This is a genomic window from Microbacterium aquimaris (assembly GCF_039531285.1).
Taxonomy (GTDB): Bacteria; Actinomycetota; Actinomycetes; order Actinomycetales; family Microbacteriaceae; genus Microbacterium; species Microbacterium aquimaris.
In genome coordinates, this window is the sequence record NZ_BAAAPT010000001.1 from 328,498 (window position 1) to 354,069 (window position 25,572).

General features: G+C 68.5%; 26 protein-coding genes, 1 tRNA gene and 1 pseudogene. 13 read left to right on the forward strand and 15 right to left on the reverse strand.

Features of this window, described 5'->3' with window-relative positions; all coding sequences use genetic code 11:
- Positions 1 to 128: 128 nt before the first annotated feature.
- Positions 129 to 1,943 (reverse strand): DUF2207 domain-containing protein, encoded by a 1,815-nt coding sequence (locus tag ABD204_RS01630; protein WP_241747745.1) that lies wholly within the window; start codon positions 1,941 to 1,943, stop codon positions 129 to 131.
- Positions 1,944 to 1,986: 43 nt separating this feature from the next.
- Here ABD204_RS01630 and ABD204_RS01635 point away from each other — a divergent pair, with 43 nt between their 5' ends.
- The gene (locus ABD204_RS01635; RefSeq protein WP_194422982.1) at positions 1,987 to 2,418 is read left to right on the forward strand and encodes a MarR family winged helix-turn-helix transcriptional regulator; all 432 of its coding nucleotides are present in this window, start codon (positions 1,987 to 1,989) and stop codon (positions 2,416 to 2,418) included.
- 32 nt (positions 2,419 to 2,450) lie between these two features.
- On the opposite strand, the gene ABD204_RS01640 is transcribed toward ABD204_RS01635, so the two are convergent.
- From ABD204_RS01640 to ABD204_RS01655, 4 genes are all read right to left on the reverse strand, one after another.
- The gene (locus tag ABD204_RS01640; protein WP_194422983.1) at positions 2,451 to 3,938 is read right to left on the reverse strand and encodes an L-serine ammonia-lyase, iron-sulfur-dependent, subunit alpha; all 1,488 of its coding nucleotides are present in this window, start codon (positions 3,936 to 3,938) and stop codon (positions 2,451 to 2,453) included.
- Between the two features lie 86 nt (positions 3,939 to 4,024).
- Positions 4,025 to 4,495, reverse strand: a complete 471-nt coding sequence (locus ABD204_RS01645; RefSeq protein ID WP_194422984.1) for an Hsp20/alpha crystallin family protein — start codon at positions 4,493 to 4,495, stop codon at positions 4,025 to 4,027.
- Between the two features lie 276 nt (positions 4,496 to 4,771).
- Positions 4,772 to 4,844 (reverse strand) — tRNA-Arg (locus tag ABD204_RS01650).
- Positions 4,845 to 4,889: 45 nt separating this feature from the next.
- Positions 4,890 to 5,504 carry an asparagine synthase gene (locus ABD204_RS01655; RefSeq protein WP_194422985.1) on the reverse strand — a complete coding sequence of 205 codons (615 nt, stop codon included), beginning with the start codon at positions 5,502 to 5,504 and terminating at the stop codon, positions 4,890 to 4,892.
- Positions 5,505 to 5,640: 136 nt separating this feature from the next.
- Here ABD204_RS01655 and ABD204_RS01660 point away from each other — a divergent pair, with 136 nt between their 5' ends.
- Positions 5,641 to 6,489 (forward strand): SDR family NAD(P)-dependent oxidoreductase, encoded by an 849-nt coding sequence (locus ABD204_RS01660; protein WP_194422986.1) that lies wholly within the window; start codon positions 5,641 to 5,643, stop codon positions 6,487 to 6,489.
- 23 nt (positions 6,490 to 6,512) lie between these two features.
- Here the strand turns inward: ABD204_RS01660 and ABD204_RS01665 are convergent, their stop codons facing one another.
- Positions 6,513 to 6,908 (reverse strand): DUF5684 domain-containing protein, encoded by a 396-nt coding sequence (locus tag ABD204_RS01665; RefSeq protein ID WP_206697116.1) that lies wholly within the window; start codon positions 6,906 to 6,908, stop codon positions 6,513 to 6,515.
- A gap of 175 nt (positions 6,909 to 7,083) precedes the next feature.
- On the opposite strand from ABD204_RS01665, the gene ABD204_RS01670 reads away from it, so the two are divergent.
- Positions 7,084 to 7,281 carry a hypothetical protein gene (locus ABD204_RS01670; protein ID WP_194422987.1) on the forward strand — a complete coding sequence of 66 codons (198 nt, stop codon included), beginning with the start codon at positions 7,084 to 7,086 and terminating at the stop codon, positions 7,279 to 7,281.
- 75 nt (positions 7,282 to 7,356) lie between these two features.
- On the opposite strand, the gene ABD204_RS01675 is transcribed toward ABD204_RS01670, so the two are convergent.
- The 3 genes and pseudogenes from ABD204_RS01675 to ABD204_RS01685 all read right to left on the reverse strand — a co-directional run bounded on the left by ABD204_RS01675 (position 7,357) and on the right by ABD204_RS01685 (position 10,182).
- Positions 7,357 to 8,301 (reverse strand): aldose 1-epimerase family protein, encoded by a 945-nt coding sequence (locus ABD204_RS01675; RefSeq protein WP_194422988.1) that lies wholly within the window; start codon positions 8,299 to 8,301, stop codon positions 7,357 to 7,359.
- Positions 8,302 to 8,303: 2 nt separating this feature from the next.
- Positions 8,304 to 8,525: pseudogene (locus ABD204_RS01680) on the reverse strand (L-arabinose isomerase); the annotation flags it as partial.
- Positions 8,526 to 8,628: 103 nt separating this feature from the next.
- Positions 8,629 to 10,182, reverse strand: coding sequence for a carboxylesterase/lipase family protein (locus ABD204_RS01685; protein WP_194422989.1), 1,554 nt, complete (start codon positions 10,180 to 10,182; stop codon positions 8,629 to 8,631).
- Positions 10,183 to 10,437: 255 nt separating this feature from the next.
- Between ABD204_RS01685 and ABD204_RS01690 the strand changes: the two genes are divergently transcribed.
- Positions 10,438 to 11,673 carry an MFS transporter gene (locus ABD204_RS01690; protein ID WP_194422990.1) on the forward strand — a complete coding sequence of 412 codons (1,236 nt, stop codon included), beginning with the start codon at positions 10,438 to 10,440 and terminating at the stop codon, positions 11,671 to 11,673.
- A gap of 21 nt (positions 11,674 to 11,694) precedes the next feature.
- Here ABD204_RS01690 and ABD204_RS01695 read toward each other — a convergent pair whose 3' ends face one another.
- Positions 11,695 to 11,850 carry a hypothetical protein gene (locus ABD204_RS01695; RefSeq protein WP_194424300.1) on the reverse strand — a complete coding sequence of 52 codons (156 nt, stop codon included), beginning with the start codon at positions 11,848 to 11,850 and terminating at the stop codon, positions 11,695 to 11,697.
- A 193-nt stretch (positions 11,851 to 12,043) separates the two neighbouring features.
- On the opposite strand from ABD204_RS01695, the gene ABD204_RS01700 reads away from it, so the two are divergent.
- The 3 genes from ABD204_RS01700 (at position 12,044) to ABD204_RS01710 (ending at position 14,055) form a co-directional block, all read left to right on the forward strand.
- Positions 12,044 to 12,499, forward strand: coding sequence for an SRPBCC family protein (locus ABD204_RS01700; protein WP_194422991.1), 456 nt, complete (start codon positions 12,044 to 12,046; stop codon positions 12,497 to 12,499).
- Between the two features lie 310 nt (positions 12,500 to 12,809).
- Positions 12,810 to 13,646 carry an oxidoreductase gene (locus ABD204_RS01705; RefSeq protein WP_194422992.1) on the forward strand — a complete coding sequence of 279 codons (837 nt, stop codon included), beginning with the start codon at positions 12,810 to 12,812 and terminating at the stop codon, positions 13,644 to 13,646.
- 10 nt (positions 13,647 to 13,656) lie between these two features.
- Entirely contained in the window at positions 13,657 to 14,055 is a 399-nt protein-coding gene (locus tag ABD204_RS01710; RefSeq protein ID WP_194422993.1) for a TIGR03618 family F420-dependent PPOX class oxidoreductase, read from the forward strand.
- A 36-nt stretch (positions 14,056 to 14,091) separates the two neighbouring features.
- Here ABD204_RS01710 and ABD204_RS01715 read toward each other — a convergent pair whose 3' ends face one another.
- Positions 14,092 to 15,306 (reverse strand): FAD-dependent oxidoreductase, encoded by a 1,215-nt coding sequence (locus ABD204_RS01715; RefSeq protein WP_194422994.1) that lies wholly within the window; start codon positions 15,304 to 15,306, stop codon positions 14,092 to 14,094.
- A 64-nt stretch (positions 15,307 to 15,370) separates the two neighbouring features.
- Here ABD204_RS01715 and ABD204_RS01720 point away from each other — a divergent pair, with 64 nt between their 5' ends.
- The gene (locus tag ABD204_RS01720; protein WP_194422995.1) at positions 15,371 to 16,312 is read left to right on the forward strand and encodes an ROK family protein; all 942 of its coding nucleotides are present in this window, start codon (positions 15,371 to 15,373) and stop codon (positions 16,310 to 16,312) included.
- On the opposite strand, the gene ABD204_RS01725 is transcribed toward ABD204_RS01720, so the two are convergent.
- Complete coding sequence (locus ABD204_RS01725; RefSeq protein ID WP_194422996.1) at positions 16,302 to 16,658, reverse strand: DsrE family protein; 357 nt, start codon at positions 16,656 to 16,658, stop codon at positions 16,302 to 16,304. The two genes, ABD204_RS01720 and ABD204_RS01725, sit on opposite strands and share 11 nt — an antisense overlap.
- Before the next feature lie 73 nt (positions 16,659 to 16,731).
- On the opposite strand from ABD204_RS01725, the gene ABD204_RS01730 reads away from it, so the two are divergent.
- Entirely contained in the window at positions 16,732 to 17,283 is a 552-nt protein-coding gene (locus tag ABD204_RS01730) for a TetR/AcrR family transcriptional regulator (protein WP_194422997.1), read from the forward strand.
- An 86-nt stretch (positions 17,284 to 17,369) separates the two neighbouring features.
- Positions 17,370 to 18,212 (forward strand): SDR family NAD(P)-dependent oxidoreductase, encoded by an 843-nt coding sequence (locus ABD204_RS01735; protein WP_194422998.1) that lies wholly within the window; start codon positions 17,370 to 17,372, stop codon positions 18,210 to 18,212.
- A 54-nt stretch (positions 18,213 to 18,266) separates the two neighbouring features.
- Here ABD204_RS01735 and ABD204_RS01740 read toward each other — a convergent pair whose 3' ends face one another.
- Positions 18,267 to 19,640, reverse strand: a complete 1,374-nt coding sequence (locus ABD204_RS01740) for an MFS transporter (RefSeq protein ID WP_194422999.1) — start codon at positions 19,638 to 19,640, stop codon at positions 18,267 to 18,269.
- A gap of 38 nt (positions 19,641 to 19,678) precedes the next feature.
- Positions 19,679 to 21,487 (reverse strand): sulfatase family protein, encoded by a 1,809-nt coding sequence (locus tag ABD204_RS01745; RefSeq protein WP_194423000.1) that lies wholly within the window; start codon positions 21,485 to 21,487, stop codon positions 19,679 to 19,681.
- Positions 21,488 to 21,650: 163 nt separating this feature from the next.
- Here ABD204_RS01745 and ABD204_RS01750 point away from each other — a divergent pair, with 163 nt between their 5' ends.
- Positions 21,651 to 22,286 carry a TetR/AcrR family transcriptional regulator gene (locus ABD204_RS01750; protein WP_194423001.1) on the forward strand — a complete coding sequence of 212 codons (636 nt, stop codon included), beginning with the start codon at positions 21,651 to 21,653 and terminating at the stop codon, positions 22,284 to 22,286.
- Here ABD204_RS01750 and ABD204_RS01755 read toward each other — a convergent pair.
- Complete coding sequence (locus ABD204_RS01755) at positions 22,280 to 23,008, reverse strand: potassium channel family protein (RefSeq protein ID WP_241747746.1); 729 nt, start codon at positions 23,006 to 23,008, stop codon at positions 22,280 to 22,282. The genes ABD204_RS01750 and ABD204_RS01755 overlap by 7 nt on opposite strands.
- A 700-nt stretch (positions 23,009 to 23,708) precedes the next feature.
- Here ABD204_RS01755 and ABD204_RS01760 point away from each other — a divergent pair.
- Complete coding sequence (locus ABD204_RS01760) at positions 23,709 to 24,998, forward strand: hypothetical protein (RefSeq protein ID WP_194423002.1); 1,290 nt, start codon at positions 23,709 to 23,711, stop codon at positions 24,996 to 24,998.
- Between the two features lie 16 nt (positions 24,999 to 25,014).
- Positions 25,015 to 25,422, forward strand: a complete 408-nt coding sequence (locus ABD204_RS01765) for a hypothetical protein (RefSeq protein WP_194423003.1) — start codon at positions 25,015 to 25,017, stop codon at positions 25,420 to 25,422.
- Positions 25,423 to 25,572: the final 150 nt, after the last annotated feature.

Sequence of the window (25,572 nt, forward strand, 5' to 3'; positions counted from 1 at the left end):
TGATCGTTTTGCTGTGGCGGTCACCGGCATGTGATTGCTCTTGGTGCACGGGAAAGGGCCGGTCGGAAGCCTCTCCGACCGGCCCTTTCCCTCGCCGCCCCCTTGCGGCGAACGCGGTGACGGGGGGATCACACCCCGCCGCCGCCGCCGCCTCCGCCGCCACCGCCGGCGGAACCGCCGCCGCTCGAACCGCCCGACGTCGACGACGACGATGACGCCGCGGCCGACAGCGACGCGATTCCGGTCGAGAACGACATGGCGTTGAACCCCGAGGTCCCGTAGTACCAGTACGGCGCGACACCCACGCCGTACATGACCGCGAGCTGCTGCGCCCACTTCTTCTCCTGGCCGAACACCACCGCGTACGGCAACAGTGTCTCGTACAGGCGGATCATCTGCACGCGATCGCCGGTGTCGATCGAGACGCGTTCGGCGCCGGCGGGCGACTGCAGCATCCGGATGCGGTCGGCCTCGGCCCACTCGATGAACGTCTCGAGGCCCTTGAGGTGATCACGCACCTCCGATCCCTCGGCGCTCAACGGTTTGCGCGAGACCAGCAGCATCGTCACGACGCTGAGGGCGACAGAGCCGATCATGACCAACACGGGGATGCCGCCATCGACCCCGGAGGAGATCGCAACGAACCCGAGGACGACCGCGAGGACGGCGACGCCGAGAGAGAGGAGCACGGGCAGGGCGCGGGCAGAGTTCGCCACCGGCCGGCGTAGTCCCTTGTACGCCAGCTCGAGGTTCGCCGCTTTGATGATCTTCTGCGCCGACGTCGAGAAGCGGCGGTCCTGCTTTCCGAACTCGTACACGGCGCCGGGCGCGGCGCCGGGGCCGAACAGGCCGTCGAGCAGCATCCGACCGTCGCCGTCCGCGCGCGTGCGATCCAGGAGCTGCGCCTGCAGCTTGGCCCCGCCGAACAGCTTCTTCTCCCCCTCCAAGATGCGGATGCTCCCCACGATCGCCTGCTCGAGCACCTCGGCGGGGATCGCTTTGGAGGTGCGCCCGAGTAGGACGGCCCCCTCGAGTGCATCCACCTGCTTCGGCGGCGTGAACTCGGCGATGATCGTCCGGCGCCCCGGCGCATCCGCCAGCACGCGAGCGCGATGCACGATCGCGAAGACCACGACGCCGATCATTCCGAGTCCGGCGAAACCCTGCGTCCAGCCCCACGGCGAGGCGAGGTAGCTCGTGTCGAAGAGCACGAACGTGTCCTCGTCGAATCCGACGGCGACCGTGACGGTCTCGTACGGTTCGAGCGCGACACCGCCCGCCTCGATCACGACCGCACCCCCAGGGGCGCCGTTCGCGGCGATCCGACAGGAATCGGTGACCCCTTCCCCACCGGCGTAGCAGGCCTGGGCGCCGGTGAGCGACCCGGCGAGCTCGGGCTCCACGGTGACGCTCACCGACACGTCGCCGAAGGGCTGACGCCAGTCGAGACCGTTGATGTCCCAGTAGAACTCGTCCCCTGTGTCGGGGAAGCGCCACGTGACGTTCTCGAGGTCGTAGGTGAACACGTAGGTCTGCTCGCCGTGGACGAAGTCGTCCTCGGCGGAGGTCATCACGAACACGCCGTCGTCCTGCTCGACCTCGACCGGGCGCGGGTTCCCGTCGCCGTCGGTGACCGAGACGAACTCGGGGAACAGCGGCTGCCCGTTGTAGGTGTCGGGGAGCACACGGCGCATGCCACGGTTCTGGTCCTCCTCGGGGAAGACCGCGACGAAAGTCTCCACGACGTGGAGGGTGCTGTGACCGTCGGCGTCGAGACCCAGCGTGTAGTCGGCGTGCATGCTCGCGAACGCGAAGTCGTCGACGTCGGCGGCGGCCGGGGCGGGCGCACCCACGCCGATCACGGCGACCACGAACAGGCACACCGCGGCGAGCATCCAGCGCCACCGCAGACGGGCGCCCCGAGCCGTCCCCACAACAGACATGCCCCCAGCCTAGGGGGAGAGATTTCGGCCTACTCTTTAGTCCATGACCGATCGCCGTCTCGCCGTGGAAGCCTGGGAGAGCCTGTTCCGCGCCCAGCACGAGATCCTCGACGAGATCAGCACCGACTTCGACGACGAGGACCTCGGCCAAGGCGAGTACGACGTGCTCCTGACCGTCGCGCGCGGGCCGGAGATGACCGCGCGTCTTCGCGACATCACCGCGAACATGCTGATCAGCCAGCCCAGCGTCTCTCGCCTGGTCGACCGGATGGTCCAGCGGGGCCTCATCACGAAGTGCCCGGACCCGGACGACGGTCGCGGCTCGCTGGTCCGGGCGACCGAGCACGGCGCGGCCACGTTCCGCCGCATCGCGTCGCGGCATGCCCGCACGATCGCCGAACGCCTGTCCTGTCTCGACGACCGCGAGCTGACCCAGCTGCGTGATCTGACGGCCAAGCTCCGCGCACGCCACTGACGCGAGGCTCCGATGCGTCGGCGGGGGCCCGGTCAGCACTCGATGACGTTGACGGCGAGGCCGCCTTCACTGGTCTCTTTGTACTTGTGAGACATGTCGATCCCGGTCTGCCTCATCGTCTCGACCACCGCATCCAGCGACACGAAGTGGGAGCCGTCGCCCCGCAAGGCCAGGCGGGCCGCGGTCACCGCGGTGGATGCGGCGACGGCGTTGCGTTCGATGCACGGGATCTGGACCAGGCCGCCGACCGGGTCGCACGTCAACCCGAGGTGGTGCTCCATCGCGATCTCGGCGGCGTTCTCGATCTGCCCGTTCGTCCCACCCATCACCGCCGTCAAGCCACCCGCGGCCATCGCACACGCTGAGCCGACCTCGGCCTGACACCCGCCCTCCGCGCCGGAGATCGACGCGTTCGCCTTGAAGAGCGACCCGAGTGCGGTGGCCGTCAGCAGGAACCGCCGGATCCCCCGACGACGGTTGGCCTCGGCGACCGCCGCCTCGTCTTCAAAGGACACCGCCGCGACGGCGTCTCCGAAACCCAGCAGGGCACTGCCGACCAGTTCACCGTTCGGGGTGACGGCGTTCCCGGCCCCGAGGCCGGAGTCGGCAAGGAAACGCCACCAGTACATCGCGACGGCGGGAAGGATCCCCGCGGCACCGTTGGTGGGTGCGGTGACCACACGTCCGCCCGCCGCGTTCTCCTCGTTCACCGCCAGCGCGTAAGCCCCGAGCCACTCCCCGGGAAGTTCACGCCCGCCCGCTGCCGCGGCGTTTTCGAGTTGCGCCCGGATCTGGCCGGCGCGGCGCTTCACCTTGAGCACACCCGGTAGCACCCCCTCGGCGCGCAGGCCGGCGTCGACGCACGTAGACATCGCATCCCAAATACGGTCGAGTCCTGCCGCAACCTCCTTCTCCGGTCGCAGCGCCTCTTCGTTGCACCGCGCCGCCTCGGCGATGGTGCGATGTCGGTCGTCGCACAGCGCCAGCAACTCCGCGGCGGAGTCGAAGCGCAACGGCCAGGGCGTCGCCTGCACTCGCGGCGCCTCCCCCTCCCGTCGGATGAAACCGCCACCCACCGAGTAGTAGGTCTCTTCGGAGACGACCTCGCCGCCCTCCGCGCGGGCCACGAGGGTCATGGCGTTCGGATGCCCAGGCAGGCGCGTGCGTGGCTCGAACATGACGTCGCCTGTGTCGAAGTCGATCGGCCGCGTGCCATCCAGCGGAAGACGCTCCCCCGCCGGCCGATCCGACCAGGCCCCGCGCACCGCCGACGGATCGACGGTCTCCGGATCGAGGCCGGCGAGGCCGGCCACCACCGCATCCGGCGTCCCGTGGCCGATTCCGGTCGCCCCGAGCGAACCGTACAAGGCACAGCTCACGCGCACCACCCGGTCGAGGTCTCCGGAATCCCGCAGACGCGCGGCGAAGTCTCGGCCGGCGCGCATCGGGCCGACCGTGTGGGAGCTCGAGGGTCCTACTCCGATGGAGAACAGCTCGAACGCCGAGACGTAGGCGCTCACCCCCACAGGCTACGCCCCGAACGCCTCATGCGCCCCGGACAGCGCGAACGCCCCGATCCGAGGGTCGGGGCGTCGCGCGGAACGGGTTACTGCTCGACGGGCGCGGGACCGTCGGCTACAGCCGACGATGCCGACTCGTGCGCCTCCAGCACGGAGGGCTGCGCCTCGGTCGACACCTCGATCTTGCGCGGCTTCGCCTTCTCGCTGACCGGGATCGTCACCGAGAGCACACCGTTGCCGTAGCTGGCCGAGATGCGCTCGATGTCGATTCCCTGTCCGAGGTTGAGCTGGCGGACGAAACTGGCGGCCTCGCGCTCGCGGGTGATCCACTTGACCCCGTCGCCGGAGGCGAGGGTGCGCTCGGCGCGGATCGTCAGAAGCTGGCCGTCCACGTCGATGTCGACCGAGCCGGGGTCGATGCCCGGGAGGTCGGCGTGGAGGACGTAGTGGTCGCCGTCGCGGTAGAGATCCATCGGCATGCGGCGGGGTCCGCGTCGCGCGTCGAGGAGGCTCGACGCCATGCGGTCCAGCTCACGGAACGGGTCGTAGGTTCCCATGTCTTCTCCTTCGTAGCGGGTCGGATGCGGCCATCCGACGGTGGGACTCTCAAGTTGAGTCGATGTGACTCAACTAAGAACAGATTAGCACTCTGGGGTGGAGAGTGCCAGATCTGGCGATCGCCGTCGGCGAACGATCGGCGCGCGAGGTCCAGCCGGCCGCGCGACACGTGGACGCGCACGGAAACGGAACCCGGTGACGTGGTGACGAAGCACCGAGGAAAGCGAAAATCCCCCGCCCGGAGGCGAGGGATTTCTCACTGTCTCAACACAGTGCGCGCCTCGAGGGACTCGAACCCCCAACCTTCTGATCCGTAGTCAGATGCTCTATCCATTGAGCTAGAGGCGCAGGACCTTCACGCGAAACGGCGCGAAGGCCGAGGGCCAGCCTACATCACGTTTCGGTCGGTGGCGAATCGAGGGCGGCGGCGACATCCTCGGGATCTTCCACGGTCCCGAGGGCGGAGGGACCCACCCGGCGACGGTGGGCGGCGAGCTTCGGCAGGTCCACCAGCCGCAACGACTGCATACGCGCGGCACGCATCTTGGCGTAGTCGGGTTCGAGGTCGGGACGCGCACCCTCGGCGACGAGTCGGCGCTGCAGGTTCGATTCGACGTCGCCCCACGCGGCTTGTCGCGCGTCGGCGACGAGCGCGTCGATCGCCTCGGGGTCATCGGCTCGCTCCCGCAGGACCTTGGCGACCCCGTTGTACTGCCGCTGACGGCGCCGGAGATTGCGGGTGTCGCGGTCACGGTAGTCGTGGGTGCTCCCCGGATCCGAGTACTTCCCCCACGCCTTCTTGCGTTGCTTGCGCGCGAGATCCGCCGCCGCCTCCTGCTCGGTGGCCAGTGCGAGCAGCGTCTCCCGCGCGAACGGGGCGACGCGTTCGGGGTCGAACGGCTCGTTGCGCGCGATGGTGTCGACGAGGATGCGGTTGCGCACCGTCAGCCGGGCGGCGGCCGCGGCGATCGAAACGCCCTCCGCGATCGCGTCTGCGTTGCGTCCCATGTGCGCGCACCTCCCCCTCCGATCGTATCGTCAGCCCCGACAGCGATCCTGGATGCGTCCGATGCGCGCGCATCGACGCCCGTCGGTGTCGGACAGAATGGACGCACGCGATGACGCGACGAAGCGGAGGACGACGATGACCCGACGAGCACACCTCGATGTGCGAGACCGCACCGCCGTGATCACCGGTGCCGCCAGCGGAATGGGCGCCGAAGCCGCCCGACGCCTGGCCGCCCGCGGCGCCCGGGTCGCACTGGTCGACCGCAACGCCGAAGGACTGGAGTCGGTCGCACGGGATCTGCGCGGCCGCGGCCACACCACCCACACCGTCGACCTCACCTCCGACGACGCCGTCACGGAAATGGCGGCGGAGATCACCGCCTCGCATCCTCGCGTGCAGTCTCTCGTCACGTGCGCGGGATCCTCGATGCTCGGCGACATCGATCAGCTCACGATGGACGAGATGCGATGGTTGATGGATGTGAACCTGTGGGGCACGGTGAATGTGACCAAGGCCCTGCTCCCGGCGCTGCGGCGCGAGCCGGCCGCGCACATCACGCACCTTGTGAGCATCTACGGCCTCGCCGCCCCCGCCGGCCGCATCCCCTATGCGATGAGCAAGTTCGCCGTGCGCGGCTTCACCGAAGCACTGCGTCACGAACTCGAGCGCACCTCGGTGACGGTGGGCGCGGTGTACCCGGCCGGGGTGAAGACGGGCATCATCCTGCACGGCCGGTACGCCGCTGCGGTGGACCCGGATGTCGCCGCGCGTGCCGCTGCGGCGCAGGCGGCGATGTACCACACCGAGCCCGGCGATGCGGCGGAGCGGATCGTCCAGGCCACGATCCGCCGGCGGGCGCGAACGATGATCGGCCGCGAAGCCCACTTGGTGGACGTGCTCTCACGGGTCACCCCGACGCGTTACTGGTCGGCGATGCGCCGTCCCTTGAAAGAGGCCGTGGACACCACGACGCCCGCCGCCTGAGCGACGGGCGTCGTTGGTACGGCTCAGACGGGCTTGGTGTAGGTGGACTTGTCGAAGCCGATGATGAAGTAGCCGACGAAGGCGAACATCCACAGCAGGAAGAACGAGAACACGCCCCCCTTGCCGAACGCGCTGCCGGTGCGGAACGCGACGATGATCGCGAACACCAGGTTCACGATCGGGATGAAGTACAGAAGGCCGAGCCACGCGGAGAACCCCGCGACCTTGACCAGCACGAACATGTTCACGATCGGGATGATCGCAAGCCAGCCGGGGTAGCCGGCCTTGGAGAAGACCTTCCACAGTGCCACCGCGAGCAGCACGTAGAAGGCGAGCCAGAAGAAGCCGAGGCCGGCGAAGACGGCGATGCCGCCCGCGGGGTCGGTGTCGTAGGTGACGATGTCGGCGAAGGTGATCATGTGCACGACATTACTGAGAATCGGCTGTGAGCGGTGGGATATTTCGGGACGGACCCCCGAGGGACTAGCGACCGCCTCGTCCCGTCGCAACCCCACCCGTGCGAAGGCCGCCCCGGATTAGCGTCGAGACCGGGCTCACAAGGACCCGCGAGCCTTTCGAGAAAGGGAGTGACTCATGGGATTCATGGATGACGCGAAGGACACCGCTCAGACCGCCGGCCGCAAGGCGGGCGAGGCCTGGGAGGACACCAAGGACCGCATCGACGACAAGGTCGACGAGATGAAGGCCGAGTCCGAGGTCAAGAAGGCCGAAGCCGAACGCGACTCCGTCGAGGCGAAGAACGAAGCAAACGAGCGGATGCGGGAGAACTGACCCCGCCACCGGCGGAGGGCCACGGCGATACCCGTGGCCCTTCGTCACGGCCCCGCGATCTGGCGCCGCGATCGATCACTCGAAGGCGGCGATCCGCCACGAGGCGGTGGCTTCCTGCGCCGGGTCCAGCACGATGAGCCCGGCGTCGTAGTCGTAGGCCGCGGCGTTGAACGCGTCGGGCGCGCACGTCATGGGTTCGACCGCGAGACCCAGGCGGCTCTCCGCGGCATCGGGCCGGTCTGCGGTGTGCACCTGCACCCACGCGCACGCCTGGCCCCATTGCATGAGCACTCCGGTGCCGTCCTCGGCGGTCAGCCTCACCGTCGCCAGACCCTCGTCGTCCCACCGGAGAGCCGTGTAGGCATGGTCGATCTGGGCGGCGTCGATACGGCGCGCCGTGCGGAAGTCGAACCGCGCGGGATCGTCGGCGTCGACATCGCGGAGCCCGGTGGGGATGAGTCGGTCGTCGGTGACCGCCAAGACGCGGTCGGCCGGGAGCTCGAGCGTCCAGTCGTCGACGCGGCCCTCACCCGCGACGAGGTACGGGTGCGGGCCCGTGCCCCACGGCGCCGGCTCGTCGGAGTCGTTCCGGACCGTCACGGACTGGGTCAGCCCGTCCGCCCCGAGGGTGAAGGTGGTGCGCACCACCAGCCGCCACGGATACGCCGTCTGCGGTTCGATGACCGCTTCAAGAGCGACGTGGTCGGTCCCCTTGTCGACGGCGTCGAAGTCGAGCCACGCCGCCAGTCCATGCAGCGCGTGTGAGCGGGCGGGCTCGGTGAGGGCCAGCTGGAACTCCCGACCCCCGAAGGAATAGACGCCGTCCACCACACGATTCGGCCACGGCGCGAGCGTGGCGCCACGGTACGCGGGCCTGACCTCGTCTGCGGTGAACGGGACGACGAGATCCCGCCCCGCATGGGTGAGCGCCCGCAGCGTGGCCCCGATGCTCGTGATCACCGCCTCGTCGTCACCCGCCCGGAGGGAGTGCTGGATACCGGAGGCGGGTGTTCGTGCCATGTTCACAGTCCTTGTGCGAGTCGGAAGTACGCCTGGTTCCACCGCAGCTCATACGGGAAGCCACGCACGGTGGTCCCCGCGTCGATGACGACGAGCTCCGTGCGCGCGATCTCGGCGAAGTCGCGGAGGACCTCGAGCCCGACGGCGGTCGTCATCACAGTATGGTGGGCGGCACCCGCCGTCAGCCAACAGGCCGCCGACGTGGCGAAGTCCGGCGCGGCTTTGTGCAACGTCGCGCGGCCGGTTCCCTGTTCGGCCGTCACGACACGCGGACACCCGAGCGGGCCATCCACGCGAGGTGACCGCGGAACCCACAGGAGCATCCGCTCACGTGAACGCGAGGACCTCGTCTCCCCAGCCGGCACGGACGGTCGCGTCCAGGTCGTCGACGACACGGTCGACGCCGTCGATGACGAGCGTCGCGCGTCGGTCTTCGTCGAAGGGCGGCCAGGAGACGGCGTCCGCCGCGTCGGGGGCATGGCCGTGCGCGAACGCGGTCCACCGGCGCATGACACGGTGCGAGATGCGCTGCGCCGCATGCCGACCACCGAGGCGGAACACCGGGCCCTTCGTCGGGCCGTCGACCGCGCCCCACACGTAGGGCAGTTCGCTGCCGTGCGTCGCACCGAGGCCCACCATCCGCAGGAACGGCGTCGCGTGGTCGAAGCGGTACAGGTACGTGGGGGCGACGCGGGAGTGCCCCTCGACGGCCCACAGCGTCGGCATCCGGAACCCCACATCTCGCGCGATGCCGAGACCCATCGCGCGGTGCCGGGTGTCTTCGTACGCCGCGCGCACCTGTTCCATCTCGGGGAGGGTCAGCAGCGGATCCTCGACCTTGAGATCGACGAACATGCGATCGATCTGCTCATCGGTGATCGGCAGCAGCGGGGATTTCATGAACCGGAAGAAGGACGCCTCGTCCTTGTTCGTGCCGATCAGCAGCGGCACCGGCAGCGCCCGACCTTCAGCCAGGACGGTGATCGGCGACTCGGGCACGAGGTCGCCGTCGACGATCGGCGAGAACGCGATGGTTCCCGGATCCACCGCCGGGATCTGGGCGAACACGCGTGTGGCGGCATCCACGACACGCTCCGCGGGGACATCCCTGAGCCGCGCCGGATCGTGCTCGCCGAGGAGGGAGAGGAACCGGTCGGCGACGCGCTGCGACCGCTCGCGACCGTACACGCTCGAGACCGGGGAGGACTCCGCGATGACACGGTGCACGAGGCCCTCCGCGCGCGGCGTCGCCAGCAGCGTCGTGACCAGTCCTCCGCCGGCGGACTCCCCGAACACCGTCACCCGCGCGGGGTCGCCGCCGAAAGCCTCGATGTTCTCCTGCACCCACTCGAGCGCCGCCAAGACGTCCTTCAGCGCCAGGTTGCCGTCGAAGACGTGGTCGCCGGAGCTGAAGCCCGACAGGTCGAGGAATCCGAGGCCGCCGATGCGGTAGTTGATCGTGACCACCACCACGTCGCCCGCCGTCGCGAGCCGTCTCGCGTCGTAGAGCGGCTGACTGCCCGAACCGAACGTGTAAGCGCCGCCGTGCACCCACACCATCACCGGCAGCCCGTGCGGATCCGCGTCTGCGGGTACCCAGACGTTCAGGAACAGGCAGTCCTCGTCCATGACCGGATCGGGACCGAGGTCCATCGCCTTGTTCACCTGCTGCGGAGCCACCGCCCCGAAGCGCGTCGCGTCGACGAGCCCCTCCGGTGCGGGCACGGGGCGCGGGTCGCGCCAGCGGGCTTCGCCGACCGGCGCCTGGGCGTAGCGGATACCGGCGAACAGGCGGACCCCGTCGCGCACCGTCCCCGTGAACGCGCCGGCCGCGCACCGCACCACCGGTTCGTCCCCGGTCGATTCCCCGCTCTGGCTCATCGGTCACCCTCCATCGGCTCGCCTGCGACAGGCGAGCATCCATCATGGCGGGTCGATGGGCACCGACGCCATCGGCGAAACCGACTGTTCACCGACGGCTCCGCCCAGTACGCGCCCAGCCGAGCCGGGTAATGTGAGGCCCACATCCCGGATGTGTATCTACCTGGAGGCCGCGCGGCCTGCCAAGGCGGCACGAGTCGTCGCAGACCGCGGCGCACATCCACGGCGTCCGGCCGTGGCAGGAACACAGGAAAGATGTATTCGAGCGTCACCCCCGAGACGCCGGCGCAGAAGCCGGCGTCCCTTATCCGACAGACGGGCGCGGGTTACTTCCCCATCGCCCTGATCGCCCGCCTCCCGTTCGCGATGATGGTCGTCGGCGTCCTGACCCTCGTGGTCGCCGCCCGCGACTCGATCGCCCTGGGCGGCGCGACCTCCGCACTCACGGGACTGGGCACGGCACTGATCGGCCCGTTGCTGGGAGCCGCCGCCGACAAGTTCGGGCAACGGCCTGTGCTGCTGATCGCCGGGCTCGTCAACAGCGGACTGCTCGCGCTCATGGCGTGGCTCGCCTTCTCCCCCGCCCCGAACTCGACCCTGCTGGTGATCGCCTTCCTCATCGGCGCGTCGACGCCGCAGGTGGCACCGCTGTCGCGAAGCCGCCTGGTCGGCATCATCACCCGCGTGTACCCGCGTCCGCGCGCCGCGAAGGTGCTCAACGGCACCATGGCCTACGAGTCCGCGGCCGACGAGATGGCGTTCGTGTTCGGCCCGGTCGTGGTCGGTGTCCTCGCGACCACGCTCAGCCCCACGGCGCCCGTGATCGGTGCCGCCGTGCTCGCGGTGGTGTTCGTCACCGCGTTCGCCCTGCACCCCACCGCCAAGGCCGCCCCCACCGGTGACGAGGTTCCGGTCGCTCCCGCCCCGGTCCGCGACCTGTTCCGCTTCGGCGTGTTGGTCACCGTGATCGGAACCTTCGGGATGGGCCTGTTCTTCGGGACAGCGCTGACCGCCCTCACCGCTTTCATGGGCGAGCGCGGCGCACCCGAGCAGGCGGGGCTGGTCTACGGTGCGATGGGTCTCGGCTCGGCGATCCTGGCGTTGTCGGTCGCCTTGTTCCCTGCACGATTCACCCTGACCGCGCGATGGATCACGTTCGGGGTCATCCTCACCGTCGGGGCGATCACGTTGCCCTTCGTGACCACCGTCCCCGCCATGGTCCTGGCGTTGCTGGTGATCGGCACCGGGATCGGTCCCGCCCTCGTCACCATGTACACCCTCGCGGCCGGACGCTCCCCGCGAGCACGATCGTCGACGGTGATGACCATGATGGGCTCGGGCGTGATCGTCGGGCAGTCCGGCGCGTCGGCGCTGGTGGGGGCCCTCGCCGAGGTGTCGGGCGCCGGTGCGGCGCTGTGGACGCCATTGGTCGCCGCCGGAATCGTCCTCGGCGCCGGCGTCGCCAACGGTCTCCACGGTCGACGTCGCTGAAGCGCCGCCGGTCCGAAGAGGTCAGAGGTCGGCGGGGCCGAGATCCCCTTCACCCTCGTCGCCGAGTTCGGCCACGACCGGCTCTTCGCCCTGCGTCTCGGGCTGCGGGAGGTCGTCGGGAAGGTCCTCGGTCGGGATCTGCTCGATGTCACCGGGGGTCTGGTCGGGCATGCTCATGAGCGCTCCTTTCGTCGACCTCCAGCCTCGCGGGTGTGCCGTCGCCACCTCACCCCCTTGCCCTCGCGCGGCGCATCCGTTAGCGACCCCGTCGGGTCGGCTCGGCTATCACCGTGGCCCGATGGCGGCAAGCCCCTTCGGTGCACACGGCGCCGTGCATAGCGTCGGGATCCCGACGAACGAAAGGACGCTCATGGCCCAGATCATCGAGACCATCGACGTTGACGTGCCCGTCACGGTCGCCTACAACCAGTGGACCCAGTTCGAGACCTTCCCGCAGTTCCTCGACGAGGTCGAAGCGGTCACGCAGACCGATGACACCCACACCCACTGGGTGGTCGACATCGCCGGCGCGACGCGCGAGTTCGACCCCGAGATCACCGAGCAGCACCCGGACGAGCGTGTGGCGTGGAACAGCTCCGGCGGCGAGGCCGACCACGCGGGTGTGGTCACGTTCCACACCCTCAGCGACACCACGACCCGGGTGACCGTGCAACTGGACTGGGAACCGCAGGGTGCGGTCGAGAAGATCGGCGACCTCATCGGCGTCGGATCGCGCGCGGTGAAGAAGGATCTGCAGAACTTCAAGGAGTTCCTGGAGGTGGCCGGTAGCGAGTCCGGCGCGTGGCGCGGCGACGTGCCCCGGTGACGAAATCGAGCGGAGTGACCTCGCCCGTCGCGCGGGGCCACTCCGCTCGTTCACGCCGAAACGAGCTCGCCCCGTGCCTTTCCAGGATGCGGTAGACCGCCTCGTCGTCCCACGACGAATGTCGGAACTTCGCGTACGCGCCGGGCGGATACAGCACGTCCTTCGAGTGGTCGTAGCTCCATCCGGAGGTTTCGATGCGCACCTGCCCGGGCGCCGGTGCCGCGCCCAGCACGAGGCGCCCCAGAGCTCCACCCCCGCTCGACGGAGCTCACCGCGCCCGAGGCCGACGCGGGCGTGGTGGACTGGACCCATGGCCCCCACCACCTCCACGCCCACGCCCGTCGCCCTCATCACCGGCGCGTCCTCCGGCATCGGACTCGCCGCCGCACTCGCCCTGCTCGAGAAGGGGTGGGCCGTCTACGGCGGTGCGCGCCGGCTCGACCGGATGCAGGCGATCATCGACGGCGGCGGCACCGCGCTCGAGCTCGACGTCACCGACGACGCGTCGATGACGGCGGCGCTCGAACGCATCGTCGCCGAGCGTGGCCGCATCGATGTGCTGGTCAACAACGCCGGCTACGGGTCCTACGGGGCACTCGAGGACGTACCGATCGACGAAGCGCGGCGCCAGTTCGAGGTCAACCTGTTCGGTCTGGCCCGGCTGACCCAGCTCGTCCTGCCGACGATGCGGGCACTCGGCCGCGGTCGGATCGTCAACATCTCCTCGATCGGCGCGCGCATCTACGAGCCGCTCGGCAGCTGGTACCACGCGACGAAGTTCGCCGTCGAGGGGCTGAGCGACTCGCTCCGCATCGAACTCGCTCCCCACGGCATCGATGTGGTGATCGTGCAGCCGGGCCCCATCCGCACCGAATGGAACACCCTGTCGCGGGAGAGTCTGTTGGAGCGGTCCGGGCAGGGTGCCTACGCCGAGCAGGCGTCGCGTCTGCACGCGACCTACACGCGCGTCGACGAGGGGCCGCTGTCGGCGTCGCCCGAAGCGGTCGCGCGCACCATCGTGGCGGCGGTCACCGCGAACCGACCGCGCACGCGCTACGCCGTGCCGTTCTCCGCGAAAGCGGTCGTCGGGCTGCGCCGGATGCTGCCGGACCGCGTGATGGACGCGATTCTGTCGCGGATGGCGTGAGGGACCGGTGATGACACGTTCTTTGCGGTCTCTGTCATCCGAGGGTGAGGCCTTCCTCGCCGACTACCACCTCGCGACCTTGTCGTCGATGGCCCGCGACGGCGGCATCCACGTCGTCGCGGTCGGCTTCACGGTGTCCGAAGGCATCGTGCGGATCATCACCACCGACGGCAGCCAGAAGGTGCGCAACATCGAGCGTGATCCGCGCGCGACGGTCGGCCAGGTCGCCGGACCGCAGTGGATGTCGATCGGCGGGCATGCCGTCATCGAGCGTGATCCCGAAGCGGTCGCCGTCGCGGAGCGGCTGTACAGCGCCCGCTATCGCACGCCACGACCGAACCCGCAGCGCGTGGTCATCCGTCTCACTCCCGATCGCGTACTCGGCTCCCCCACCCTCTTCGCTCCCTGACCGGCCGACCCACCCACGCCGTCACGGCGAGTCGGGTCAGGGCAGGGGTTCGCGACGGAAGCCGTAGCCGACGACGCGGGCGACGACCGGGCGAAACAGCGGCAGCGCGAGGCGCATGACGGCGCGTTGGGTACGGGTCGGCGGGTTGTCCAGCACTTTCAGCCCATGCCCCGTGGCGATGCGGGCGTGCACGGCCCGCTGGATGCGCTGCATCATCGCCGTCGGACGCTCGCGACGCCGCTGTACGCCGGCCGCGGCGCGATCGACGACGATGCCGGCACCCGAACGGAGGGCGGGGACGAGCAGACGCGCGGCGGCCACGGCATCCTGCACGGCGTAGTTGATGCCCACGCCGAACGCCGGCGACATCGCGTGGGCGGCATCGCCGATGAGCAGGGCTCCGGGAACCTGCCACCGGTCGAGCCGGTTGATCTGCACCGAGAGCAGTTTGACGTCGTCGAAGGACTCCAGTCCGGCGGTCTGTTCCGCCAGGCGCGGCACGCTGCGGGCGATGCGATCGCGGAAAGCGGTGAGCCCCTCCTCCCGCAGCGTGCCGAAGGAACCCTTGGGGATGAGCATGCCGCTTTGCAGATAGCCCGGTCGGGGGAAGGTGACCAGCATCATTTCGTCGGTGATCCACGCCAGGGTGTCCGGCAGCGGTGTCTCGGGCTCGGGCAGGCGGAACCACGCCACGTCCGCCGGGACGCCGTACTCGCGCGGTCGCATGCCGAGGGCGTCGCGCACCGTCGAGGCGCGACCGTCGGCGGCGACGGTGATCGTGGCCTCGATCTCGACCTCTCCATCGGCCGTGCGTGCGTGCACGCCGGACACCCGTCCGTCTTCGGAGCGGCGAACCCCGGTCACCGCTGCGCCCATGTGGAGGTGGAAAGAGGGATGTGCGCGTCCGGCTTCGGCGAGCATCTCGAGCAGATCCCCCTGCGGCATGAGTGTGAGGAATCGGTTCGGCTTCGGCAGGCTGGTGAAATCGATCGCGTGGACGCGGACACCGTTGACGACCGCATCCAGGCGGGGCAGCGGTTTGTGCGGGATGGCGTCGAAGGCGTCACGCAGGCCGAGGTCGTCGAGGAGGTTCATGGTGGCGGGGTGCACCGTGTCTCCGCGGAAGTCACGGAAGAAGTCCGCGTGCTTTTCGAGCACCACGACATCCACCCCCTCGCGGGCGAGGAGGAGGCCGAGCATGACCCCCGCCGGCCCGCCCCCGGCGATGCACACCTCGGTCCGGACCGTCATGCCCTCACGGTAGCGCGGGCGCCACGGCGTCCGACACCCCCGCCGTTCTCACTACGATCGACGGGTGACCGAAACGACATCGCCCCTCTGCACCCTGGCCGTCGACCTGGGCGGCACCAAGGTCGAAGCGGCGCTGGTGCGCGACGGGGTGGTCCTCGAGGGCACGCGTCATCGCGCTCCGACCGGGCGCTCCGCCGACGCGGACGCCCTGACCGCGGCGGTGCGGGATGTGGTGGGCCGCACGCTCGCCGCCGTCCCCGCCGGTGCGCACATCGACGGGGCCGGCATCGGCAGCGCGGGTCCGGTCGACCGCCACGCGGGCACCATCTCGCCGCTGAACCTTCCGGTCGAGGACTTCCCCCTGGCCCGGGTCGTCGCGGAGGTCGTCGGCGAGGGCGTGCCGGTGGTGCTCGCCCTCGACGGCACGTGCATCGCGCTCGCCGAGGCCCGCTACGGCGCCGCGCGCGACGTCGACAGCAGTGTGTCGATGGTCGTGTCCACCGGGGTGGGCGGTGGCATCGTGCTCGGCGGTGCGGTGGTTCCGGGAGACAGTGGCAACGCCGGCCACGTCGGCCAGTTGCGACTGGCCGCGACGCGGCCGGTGGCCGGCCCCCGCGAGGACACGGTCGAGGAGATCGCGTCGGGACCGGGCTCGGTGCGCTGGGCCCGGGCTCAGGGATGGCGCGGCGACACCGGCGAGGAGCTCTCGCGCGACGCCGCCGCCGGCGACGAGATCGCGCGTGCCGCGATCGTCCGGTCGGCGACGGCTGTCGGCCAGGGCATCGCGAGTATGGGTGCGCTGCTGGATGTGCGCCGTTACGTGATCGGCGGCGGCTTCTCCTTCGTCAGCTCCGACTACGTCGAGCTGGTGCAGGATGCGGCGCGCGCCGCCGCCGTGCTCCCGGCTTCCCACGTGACCGAGGTCGTGCGGGCAGAGCTCGGCGGCGACGCGCCTCTCGTGGGCGCCGCGTGCCTCGCGAGCGCCGACAGGACGATCAGAAGTTGAGGATCTGACGGCCTTCACCGGCGAGCGCGCGGATGCTGAGCTCGCCACCGGCCTCGTCGCGGAGGCCCCAGCCGGAGTCGGCGATCTCGTCCTTCACCTTGTGCGACCCGGCGCAGAACGCGCATGCACCGCGCACGTTCTCCCGCAGGGACTCGATGAGCGGGTTCATCGGGTGGTTCGCGTCGCTGATCGCGGCGAGCGTCTCGACACCCGAACCGTCGAAGGCGACGGTGACGTCGTCGCCCGCGGCCTTGAATTCGGCGGCGGTCTTGAGTCCGCGGTAGACGCGTGCCGTGTCGCCCGAAATGGGCTCGTAGATGACGACGGCGATCTTGTTGTCAGCCATGGGGATGCTCCTTATTTGCCATACCGGTCGGTATATCTAGACTCTAACTTGACCGATCGGTATAATCAAATTCATGCCCGAGACGACGCCCCCCCGGCGCGGCACGGCCCGTGAGCGCCTGCTCGCCGCCGCGGCCGAACTGTTCTACGGCGACGGCATCAACACGACCGGTGTCGAAGCCCTCGCAGCGAAGGCCGGCGTGACCAAAGCGACCCTCTACAACAACTTCCGCAGCAAGGACGAGCTGGTCGTGGCCTACCTCCGCGACAAGCTCGAGGCGACCCGGGTCTCGCTGGCCGCGCGCGACGATCCCGGTGCCCCTGCCGTGGATCGTGTGGCGGTGATCTTCGGCGCCCTCGCCACCGACATCGAGGAGGGTCGCTTCGACGGTTGCCCGTTCGCGAAGGCGGCCGTGGAGGTTCCGACCAACGGCGCCGCGATGGCGGTGGTGCGCGAGCACCACGACGTCGTCGTCGGCCACCTCACCGGCATCACCGCAGATGCCGAGGCCGCCGAGACCATCGCGATGATCTACGACGGTGCGATCATCGCCGCCAAGGCCACCGGCACGGCCGGCCCTGTCGTGCGTGCCGGTGAAGCGGCCGCGCGTTTGGTCCCGGCCTGACCGGAACCAATCGGCGGAAACGGATCAAGACCGCACGTGCGCACGGGAGCGCGCATAGGCTGGGGCCCTCGAGTCGAGGAGGACGGATGGTCAGGACGGATGCGGTCGCCGGAGCGGTCGTGGTGATCACCGGGGGCGCGCGTGGGATGGGCGAGCTCTATGCCCGCCGAGCCGTCGCCGGCGGTGCACGGGCGATCGCGCTGTGGGACGTCGACGCGGAGCGCGCCGAAGCACTGGCCACGGACCTCTCCCGGTCGGGGGCGGATGTGCGTGCCTACCGCGTCGACGTCTCGCGACGCGAGGACATCCGCGATCACTACCAGCGCACGGCCGCCGACCTCGGCGCCCCTGACATCATCGTCAACAACGCCGGAATCGTGCGCGGTGCGCCCTTCTGGGAACACGACCCCGAACGAGACATCGAGGCCACGCTGCGCGTCAACACCCTGGCGGCCATGTGGCTCACCCGCGAGGCGCTACCCGCGATGATGGCCGACCACTCGCGACCCAAGCGCATCCTCAACATCGCTTCCGCGGCCGGAACCCTCGCGAACCCGCGCATGAGCGTGTACGCGGCGTCGAAGTGGGCGATGATCGGTTGGAGCGAATCAGTGCGCCTGGAGCTCGCCGCGACGGGGCACCGCCACATCGCGGTGACGACCTTCTGTCCCAGCTTCGTCTCCACCGGCATGTTCGAAGGCGCCCGAGGGCCGCTGCTCACTCCGATCCTGACCCCGGAGCGCGCCACGCGCGCCGCGTGGGAGGGCATGCGTCGCGGGACCCCGATGGTGCTGCGCCCGTGGACCGTGAAGCTCGCGATGGCGCTGCGCGGCCTGCTGCCGACACGGCTGTGGGATGCGGTCGCCGGGCCCGTCTTCCGCGTCTACGCCTCGATGGACCACTTCACCGGCCACGCACGCGTCGACTGAACAAGACCGCCGCCGCACCCCTCGGAGCGCGGCGGCGGACTTGGCGGGCAGGTGTCAGCCGTTCTCGGCGCGCTCCGCGGCGAGGATCGCGTCGCGACGATCGTCGAGCTCGGCCTGCAGCTTCAGGCGGTCGTGCTTGTACGGGCGGTACAGGAACGTGAGGAACAGCGCGTTGACGAGCATGATCACCACGACCAGCCAGAACATGACGGCCTTCAGCCCGATCGCATCGGCCAGGAATCCGCCGACCAGCGTGTAGATCGCGAAGCCGATCGATTCGATGACCGATACGAAGATCGCGAACGCCGCGCCGCGGAGCTCCGGCGGCACGACCGACATCACCAGCGGACGGTTGACGCCCGGGTTCAGCCCCTGCGCCAGTCCGACGAGGGCGAACAGTGCCAGGAAGGGCACGATCGAGCCGTAGTCGAACTGCGTGGCGAAGAATGCGATGACCGCGAACAGCACCTGTGCGAACTGCAGGAACGCCACGCGACCGTAGTTGACGCTCAGCTTGTTGGCCCAGTCCGCGGTGATGCCGCCGACGAACGTGCCCGCAAGGTATCCGAGCCCGAACGGCGCCATGACCGTGGCGGCCAGGGCGGTGTCGAACCCGTACTCCTGCACCAGCAATACGACACCGAACGCGGCCAGCAGCAGGTGGCTGGAGAGCAGGCGGCTTCCGAGCAGGATCACGTAGCTGGGGATGCGCAGAAGGCCGACGACCTTCGACCAGGTGATCTTCTTCTCCGCGGCGTCGCGCTCGGCCTGGGTGAACGAGCCGAGCTGCGCTTCGGAAGCACCCTCACCCGGGTCCTTGTAGAAGATCACGATCAGCAGACCGAACAGCATGTTGATCGCCCCGAAGGCGAAGAAGCCGTAGCGCCAGCCGTCCTCGATGTTGGCGAGCTGGCCGATCAGCGGTGCGAGCAAGCTCGCCGCCGCCGCGGTGCCGCCGTAGAGCACGCCGACGACGCGACCACGCTTGCGGTCTTCGAACGAGTCGGCGATGACCGTCGGCACGATGGCGTGGGCGGCGGCGGTGCCCGCGGCCATCACGGTGTAGAGGATGACCAGCTGCACGAAGTCCTGCGCGAAACCGGCGGCGATTCCCCAGGCTCCCCAGAAGCCGGTCGCGATGGCCAGGATCGGCTTGCGACCGAGCTTGCGGGCCAGATAGACCCACAGCGGACCGGCGATCGCCCCGACAAGGCGCGCCGAAGCGGCGAGGATGCCCAGTGCGCTCGTGGCAAGCCCCAGGGCGGCCTGGATGACGGGGAACAGGGTCTGGATGACGCTTCCCTCACCACCGTCGATGACCATCGAGCCGCCGAGGACGACGAGGTTGGACTTGCGGCGCGGCACCGCGGGACCGTCGGTCTTGCCCTTGTGCACCGCCGCGGCGACGGTGACGGGTGAATGGGTCATGTGGCACTCCTTCGTGTCAGTGTGAAGTAGGGGTCGGGTCAGGACAAGACGGGCTCACCGGCGGTGGCCGCGGTCAGGTGGGAGGCGAGTGCCGCGAGCAGCGGGCGCGGAAGCAGCCCGATGGCGACCGACGAGATCTGGATGAGGGAGAGTCCGCCGAGGAACCCGGCCATGGGCCCGCCGGTGAGCATCGGCGCGAGGCCCGTGAACACCTCGACCGCGGCGGGCCGGGTGAGCAACTCGCGCAACGGCACATCGAGCACCGCTCCCTCGTCACCGAAGTCGGCGCTCGTGGCGGCCGGGGCGAGGGAGTTCTGCAGCTGCGGCCACTGGGCGGCGACCAGGAGGTGGCTCTCGTCGAGCGGACCGGTCACGGGCAGACCCAGCCGTTCGAACTGGCTGGCCGGGGCGTCGTGGCGCACCAGTTCGTCGCGCAGCGCGGTCGCCATCCGCAGCTCGAGATCGGCGTCATCGAGCGGGCTCGCCTGATCGGGGTCGGTCGCCAGGTCGAACAGCTGCGTGCCGAACATGAAGGGGGTGACGAAGCCTGCAGCCGGGGTGCGCAGCACCCTCATCTCCTTGGTGAACGGCAGTGGGTCGATGAGCTCCACACCGGCCATCTCCTGCGCACTGAAGAACCCGGTCATGTGCGTGGGCATGAGGGTGTGCTCGAACAGGGGCGTGTTCTGCGGTGTGACGGATGCGCGCATGTAGACGTACCGGCCGTCGGTGATGCAAGCGTGCCCGCCGAAGACACCGAACAGGGCGTGCTCGGCCGGCGCCTGTGCGTCTTCCTCGATGACCGGGAGGAGCGACTGCCCCTGCATGCGCTCGGTCGGCTGCAGCCCGAACCAGTCCAGGAGGGTGGGGCCGACGTCGATCGTGCGCGCGAGCTGCTCACGACGTTCGCCGGCGGTCTCAGGACGGCGCGGGTCCCAGACGAACAGCGGGGTGTGGATGGTCTCGTCGTACCAGGGCTGCACGTTCTTGCCCCACCAGCCGTGTTCTCCCAGCATGAACCCGTGGTCGGTGTTGACGATGAGCAGCGTGTCTTCCCACAGGCCGTGGGCGTCCATCGCGTCGAGGACGCGTCCCAGTGACGCGTCGCACATCGACAGCAGCGCGGCGTACTCGGCGCGCGCGTGCTCCACGGTCGCGTCGTCTTCGGTGACCTTGGCGTAGTCGGGCCAGTCGAAGTGCGGCCCGTCGTAATCGTGCGGGTACAGACGCTTGTACTGCTCGTAGCTGAAGAACGGCTCGTGCGGGTCGAAGGTCTCGATCTGGAGGAACCAGCCGTCCTCGCCGGCGTTGGTCTGCAGGAACTCCAGGCCCGCCTCGAACGTCCGCGTCTGCGGGTGGTCGGCCTCGTCGCTCAGGTGGGCACGGTTGACCCAGTCCTGCCGCCACAGCTTCGGCTTCATCTGGGCGGCCATGCCGTGCGATTCGGGGATCTCGGGGTCGGCGATCTGACCCTTCCACGGGTCGCCTTCCTGACCGCGGAACAGCTCGAAGGTCGAGTAGCGGGTGTGGTAGGTCGCCCCGCCGTCCTCCCAGTAGTGCTGGTGGTCGGTGGACAGGTGCGTGTGGACGCCGGCTCCGCCGAGCATGGCGATCGCCGAGTCGTCGAAGGGCTCGAGAGGCCCCCAGGAGCGGTGCAGGAAGTTGTGGCGTCCGGTGTGCATCTCGCGACGGGCGGGCATGCAGGGCATCGAGCCGCCGTAGCTGGTGTCGAAGGTCACCGCGCGGCGGGCGAGGCGCTCGAAGTTCGGCGCGTGCATGCCCAGCGCCCCGTAGGGCGGCAGCATGCGGCGGTTGAGGCTGTCGAACATCACCATGATCGCCTTCATCAGCGAGCACCTCTCCTTCGTGGCGGCATCCCTTTGATGCCCTGACGTCGATGTCTTCCGGCGGGCCGGTCGTCTCGTTGGAGCACTAACCTACCGAGCACTCGGTTAGTTTGGCAAGGGGTGACCCGGATGCGCGCGGCTGCGGGTCCTAAAGTGAAGGGGTATGAGCGTGACGGAACGGAAGACCCGACCCCACGGCGATGCGCGTCGACGCACCGTCCTGACGGTCGCCACCGAGCTGTTCTCCCAGCGGGGGTACAACGCCGTGAGCATCGCCGACGTGGCCAAGGAGGCGGGACTGTCCCAGGCGGGGCTCCTGCACCACTTCCCGACCAAACGCGCCCTCCTCCTGGCCGTCCTCCAGGAGCGCGACCGCGGCGGCGACGCCCCCACCCCCCACGGGGTCGACTTCCTCCAGGCGTTCACCGACGCCCTGCGGCACAACGACGCCACACCGCAGCTCGTGCAACTGTTCGCCCTGCTCTCGGCGGAGTCCATCAGCGAGGATCATCCGGCCCACGAGTGGTTCGTCGAGCGCTACGACACCCTCGTCGCCGAGCTCACCGCCGAGGTCGCCGCGGCGGTCGATCCGGACAAGCTGCCTGCCGGCATCGACGCGGAGACCCTCGCGCGATGGATCATCGCCCTCGCCGACGGGCTTCGTACCCAGGCACTACTGTCACCGGAGTCGTTCGTGCGCGCCGACTCCGTCGAAGCCTTCCTCGCCGTCCTCCGCCCCTATCTGCGCGCAGAAGACAGCGAAGACCCCGGAACCGTCGGGATCCCCGACGGTTACTGACCGTCCGGCGCCACCTCACCGGCCGACTTCATCGCGGCGTTGCGTTCGACGCGCCGCTCGATGCTCTCGTTCAGCGCGGAGATCAGCGTCGCACTCGTGACACCGATCACCGCGATGCCGCCCATCATGAGCCCGACGGCGAGGACGCGTCCGAGCACCGTGACCGGCACGAGGTCTCCGTAGCCGACCGTCGAGATCGTGGTGAACCCCCAGAACAGTGCGTCGCCGAACGATGTGATGCTCGCCTCCGGTGCACTGCGTTCGACCAGCCACACACCCCACGAGGCGGTGTAGACGAACAGCAGCGTGAAGATGACCATCGTGATCATGTAGCGCGCCCGCAGGCGCGCGGCCGAACCATGGCGGAACGCGGGAAGCCGCCAGATGTACACGATGACCAGATAGGGCCGCAGGAACGGTAGCACGAGACTGATGAGGTCGAAGGCGCGCGTGCGGACGAACGTACGTCGTGCGCCCGCGGCCAGCGCGAGCCTGACCAGGTAGTCGGCGATGAAGACCACCCACAGCACGAAGACGACCAGGAGTGTCCACGTCACCGTCGCCGTCGGCAGCGGCGTCGAGACGACCCACGTCGACAGCCCGAACATGACCAACGCACCCACGAAGAGGAACCACGCGGTGCGATCCTCCCAAGCCACGACCCGGGTGAGGTCGGCGGACGGCCGCGGAGACGTGGGGTGGGGCGCGGAAGGCATCATCATGCCGCCATACCTTAGAGGAGCCACCGCACCGGAGTGTTACGCAGCGGGCACGTCGAAACCGTCGACGAGGAATGGATCGATCCGGGCTACTGCGCACACGGGATGACTATCGGCGTCAGATGCCGGTACTGCGACGGCCCCGCCACCAAGCCGATCGAGACACCGCGGCGGCAAGTCGCCTAGCAACGATCCGCTACGCGGAGACGACCCAACGGGCTCGCTGATCGAGCCGGCGTTGTCGGCGCTGACAGGGCCTTCGGCCCGTTCTTTTGCCGTGAAGCCTTCGGCAGCATACGGTCGGCCAACCTCCGTTCAAGCGGCTACGCCGCCGGCTCCTCCGAGACTTCCGCCACGCGGTCGCTGCGCTCCCTCACATCGCGCCGAAACTCTCTCCCCCGCCGCCCTCCGGGTTGCACTCCGGCCGTCCTCCCTAGCGGCGGTGAACCGCCTGCACGGCAAAACGTGGGGGTGAGACAGACGCAAAGAGTACTAATCCCGTTTGGTGGAGGTTCCAACAAGCCCCGACCCGATCCCCGGGGGGACTGATGTGCCAGCTGCGTCGGTGATCCGTAGAGATCGCCGTGTCGCTACGCGCCTGTACGAATCCTTATCAAAAGCTGGGAGCTCGCTGTGCAAAAACTAAGGATAACTTTTGTCTTTCAGAGGTCGAAGATCATATGCCACGATTGTGGGCGCTGCGGTGGCTCTCGTGGTCGGTTCCGGCGTCGCATCGCCTGCCTTCGCTGAGACAGCTCCTCCGCCAGAGTCCGACATTCTGCTTCAAGCAACGTCGGAAGGCTTCGCACCTGTGGGCGCGGACGGGGAACCTACCAAGGTGGTATCGACAGAGAAGGAGGCGGGGCAGAGCGTCTCTATTGTTCAGGCGAAAGATGGCACGACCGCTCTACTTCTTCAACTTGACTGGCTGTCTCGATCGGAAGGCGAGCCAGAGGATCGGAGTGGTCAGCAGGGTAACGAGCCGACCCGCTATGACGAGGACGGCAATCTGGTTGCCACGGGCGGGGTCACCGCTGAACAAACCACATTGCCCGAAGATGTCGATGTCACTCCCCTGATCGGAGTTCTGTCAACCGATTCGGAGGTCCAGATCACCCTCGGGGATTCATACACGTCTGAGGCGGCGATCCGCCGCGACGGTCAGCTAGTCGGGAAAACCATCAACGGGTCGTTCTCCGAGAACGGCTTGGCTCCCGGATCCTCGTACACCTACTCTGTTGAATCGCTTGCGGAGACGGTCGATGGCAGCGCTTCGAGTTCTGTCGCCAGCCCGGATGCGATGTCTCTGACGGTTGCGGCACACACGACAAGCGAGAATCCTGCTGCCAAGACTCTCGATGCCTCTGCTACTCCCTACGCGCTACCGACGCAACAGATGAACCAGTGGGTTCACATGACCTACATTCCGCAGGAGACGGTTCCGATCGCGTGGTACGAAGGAATTGCCTGCGACGGAGCACACGCGTTCAAAGGCGATAACCGTGGTGACATCTATCCAGGGGCGTTCTCTCTGCCATCACACCGAACGGCAATCCGCGTAGCTGCCAACTGGCAAAACCCTGATCCGTGGAAGATCTACTGGGAGAAGAGCACGGGAATCACGCGCAAGGTCGTCAACGGCGTGGTTACAGAGACGAGGCAAGCAAGTCCTAACGGAATTGAGGTTCTCGATACTTGGGTTAGCGGCAGCGTGGCGCATTTCGACATCAGGCACGACGTCCAGGATCCTTTCTGCAGCGTCGGAAGCGTGAAGTACAGGGAGACCGTGCAGTTTTGGCAGTCGGGGTCCGTTGCGGTGAACGGACGCCACAACAACGTCCCGAATCACGAGTCCTACGCATCGTTCAACACTGACACCTTGGGCAACCAGTCTTTCGTGAAGGTTTGGAACTTCGATGATGCGAGCTATCCATGCCTCGTAGGGTGGAACTCGTGGTGCGACACGTCCTACACGGCATCGTTCACTGGCTGACCTGGAGAAGAACGTGATGATAAGTCGCGAGTCCGATAGCCCCGGAGTGATCCGTTCGGGCGCTATCGGACTCGCGGCGCAGATTGCGGCCTTCGCCATGTACTGGACAGCAGTAGCCGTTCTTCGCCCCGGCACCGTCCCCCTTGACGGCGTGGCAATTCTTGCCGCGCTCGTAGGGGTGTACTTGATCGTCGTAGTGGCTGTATTGCGTCTTTGCAACAGGAGTCTCTCGATCGCGGGGACCCTATGGATTCCGGTGGGCGGCATTCTGATCGCAACTGCAGCTGCTGTCCTGTCTTCCGAGTATGGGATTGCGAGCCTGGTTCCTGCGATGACAATTCTTGCTCCGCCGTTTCTCGTGTGGGCGTTGCTTTGGAGCGTGCTGCACCAGGTGGTTCTACGTCGCAAGACGACGCGCCACTGACGCACAAGCGGGCTGAAGAAGCTGCGAATCTCGCTTTATAGCGGCTCTTCGGACATCCGGTGAGGTGACGGTATCCGGGAGGTGATTCGGCGGTAGAGCTCCACCGACGCCTCGCCTGCGGTCACCGCAACCAGCACAAGTGCCGGCTCC

What these genes read in the sequence shown, in the direction of transcription:
- ABD204_RS01630 (WP_241747745.1), bottom strand. Translation starts at nt 1,943, where the DNA reads ATGTCTGTTGTGGGGACGGCTCGGGGCGCCCGTCTGCGGTGGCGCTGG.
- ABD204_RS01635 (WP_194422982.1), top strand. Translation starts at nt 1,987, where the DNA reads ATGACCGATCGCCGTCTCGCCGTGGAAGCCTGGGAGAGCCTGTTCCGC.
- ABD204_RS01645 (WP_194422984.1), bottom strand. Translation starts at nt 4,495, where the DNA reads ATGGGAACCTACGACCCGTTCCGTGAGCTGGACCGCATGGCGTCGAGC.
- ABD204_RS01655 (WP_194422985.1), bottom strand. Translation starts at nt 5,504, where the DNA reads ATGGGACGCAACGCAGACGCGATCGCGGAGGGCGTTTCGATCGCCGCG.
- ABD204_RS01660 (WP_194422986.1), top strand. Translation starts at nt 5,641, where the DNA reads ATGACCCGACGAGCACACCTCGATGTGCGAGACCGCACCGCCGTGATC.
- ABD204_RS01665 (WP_206697116.1), bottom strand. Translation starts at nt 6,908, where the DNA reads ATGATCACCTTCGCCGACATCGTCACCTACGACACCGACCCCGCGGGC.
- ABD204_RS01670 (WP_194422987.1), top strand. Translation starts at nt 7,084, where the DNA reads ATGGGATTCATGGATGACGCGAAGGACACCGCTCAGACCGCCGGCCGC.
- ABD204_RS01675 (WP_194422988.1), bottom strand. Translation starts at nt 8,301, where the DNA reads ATGGCACGAACACCCGCCTCCGGTATCCAGCACTCCCTCCGGGCGGGT.
- ABD204_RS01685 (WP_194422989.1), bottom strand. Translation starts at nt 10,182, where the DNA reads ATGAGCCAGAGCGGGGAATCGACCGGGGACGAACCGGTGGTGCGGTGC.
- ABD204_RS01690 (WP_194422990.1), top strand. Translation starts at nt 10,438, where the DNA reads ATGTATTCGAGCGTCACCCCCGAGACGCCGGCGCAGAAGCCGGCGTCC.
- ABD204_RS01695 (WP_194424300.1), bottom strand. Translation starts at nt 11,850, where the DNA reads ATGAGCATGCCCGACCAGACCCCCGGTGACATCGAGCAGATCCCGACC.
- ABD204_RS01700 (WP_194422991.1), top strand. Translation starts at nt 12,044, where the DNA reads ATGGCCCAGATCATCGAGACCATCGACGTTGACGTGCCCGTCACGGTC.
- ABD204_RS01705 (WP_194422992.1), top strand. Translation starts at nt 12,810, where the DNA reads ATGGCCCCCACCACCTCCACGCCCACGCCCGTCGCCCTCATCACCGGC.
- ABD204_RS01710 (WP_194422993.1), top strand. Translation starts at nt 13,657, where the DNA reads ATGACACGTTCTTTGCGGTCTCTGTCATCCGAGGGTGAGGCCTTCCTC.
- ABD204_RS01715 (WP_194422994.1), bottom strand. Translation starts at nt 15,306, where the DNA reads ATGACGGTCCGGACCGAGGTGTGCATCGCCGGGGGCGGGCCGGCGGGG.
- ABD204_RS01725 (WP_194422996.1), bottom strand. Translation starts at nt 16,658, where the DNA reads ATGGCTGACAACAAGATCGCCGTCGTCATCTACGAGCCCATTTCGGGC.
- ABD204_RS01730 (WP_194422997.1), top strand. Translation starts at nt 16,732, where the DNA reads ATGCCCGAGACGACGCCCCCCCGGCGCGGCACGGCCCGTGAGCGCCTG.
- ABD204_RS01735 (WP_194422998.1), top strand. Translation starts at nt 17,370, where the DNA reads ATGGTCAGGACGGATGCGGTCGCCGGAGCGGTCGTGGTGATCACCGGG.
- ABD204_RS01740 (WP_194422999.1), bottom strand. Translation starts at nt 19,640, where the DNA reads ATGACCCATTCACCCGTCACCGTCGCCGCGGCGGTGCACAAGGGCAAG.
- ABD204_RS01745 (WP_194423000.1), bottom strand. Translation starts at nt 21,487, where the DNA reads ATGAAGGCGATCATGGTGATGTTCGACAGCCTCAACCGCCGCATGCTG.
- ABD204_RS01750 (WP_194423001.1), top strand. Translation starts at nt 21,651, where the DNA reads ATGAGCGTGACGGAACGGAAGACCCGACCCCACGGCGATGCGCGTCGA.
- ABD204_RS01755 (WP_241747746.1), bottom strand. Translation starts at nt 23,008, where the DNA reads ATGATGATGCCTTCCGCGCCCCACCCCACGTCTCCGCGGCCGTCCGCC.
- ABD204_RS01765 (WP_194423003.1), top strand. Translation starts at nt 25,015, where the DNA reads ATGATAAGTCGCGAGTCCGATAGCCCCGGAGTGATCCGTTCGGGCGCT.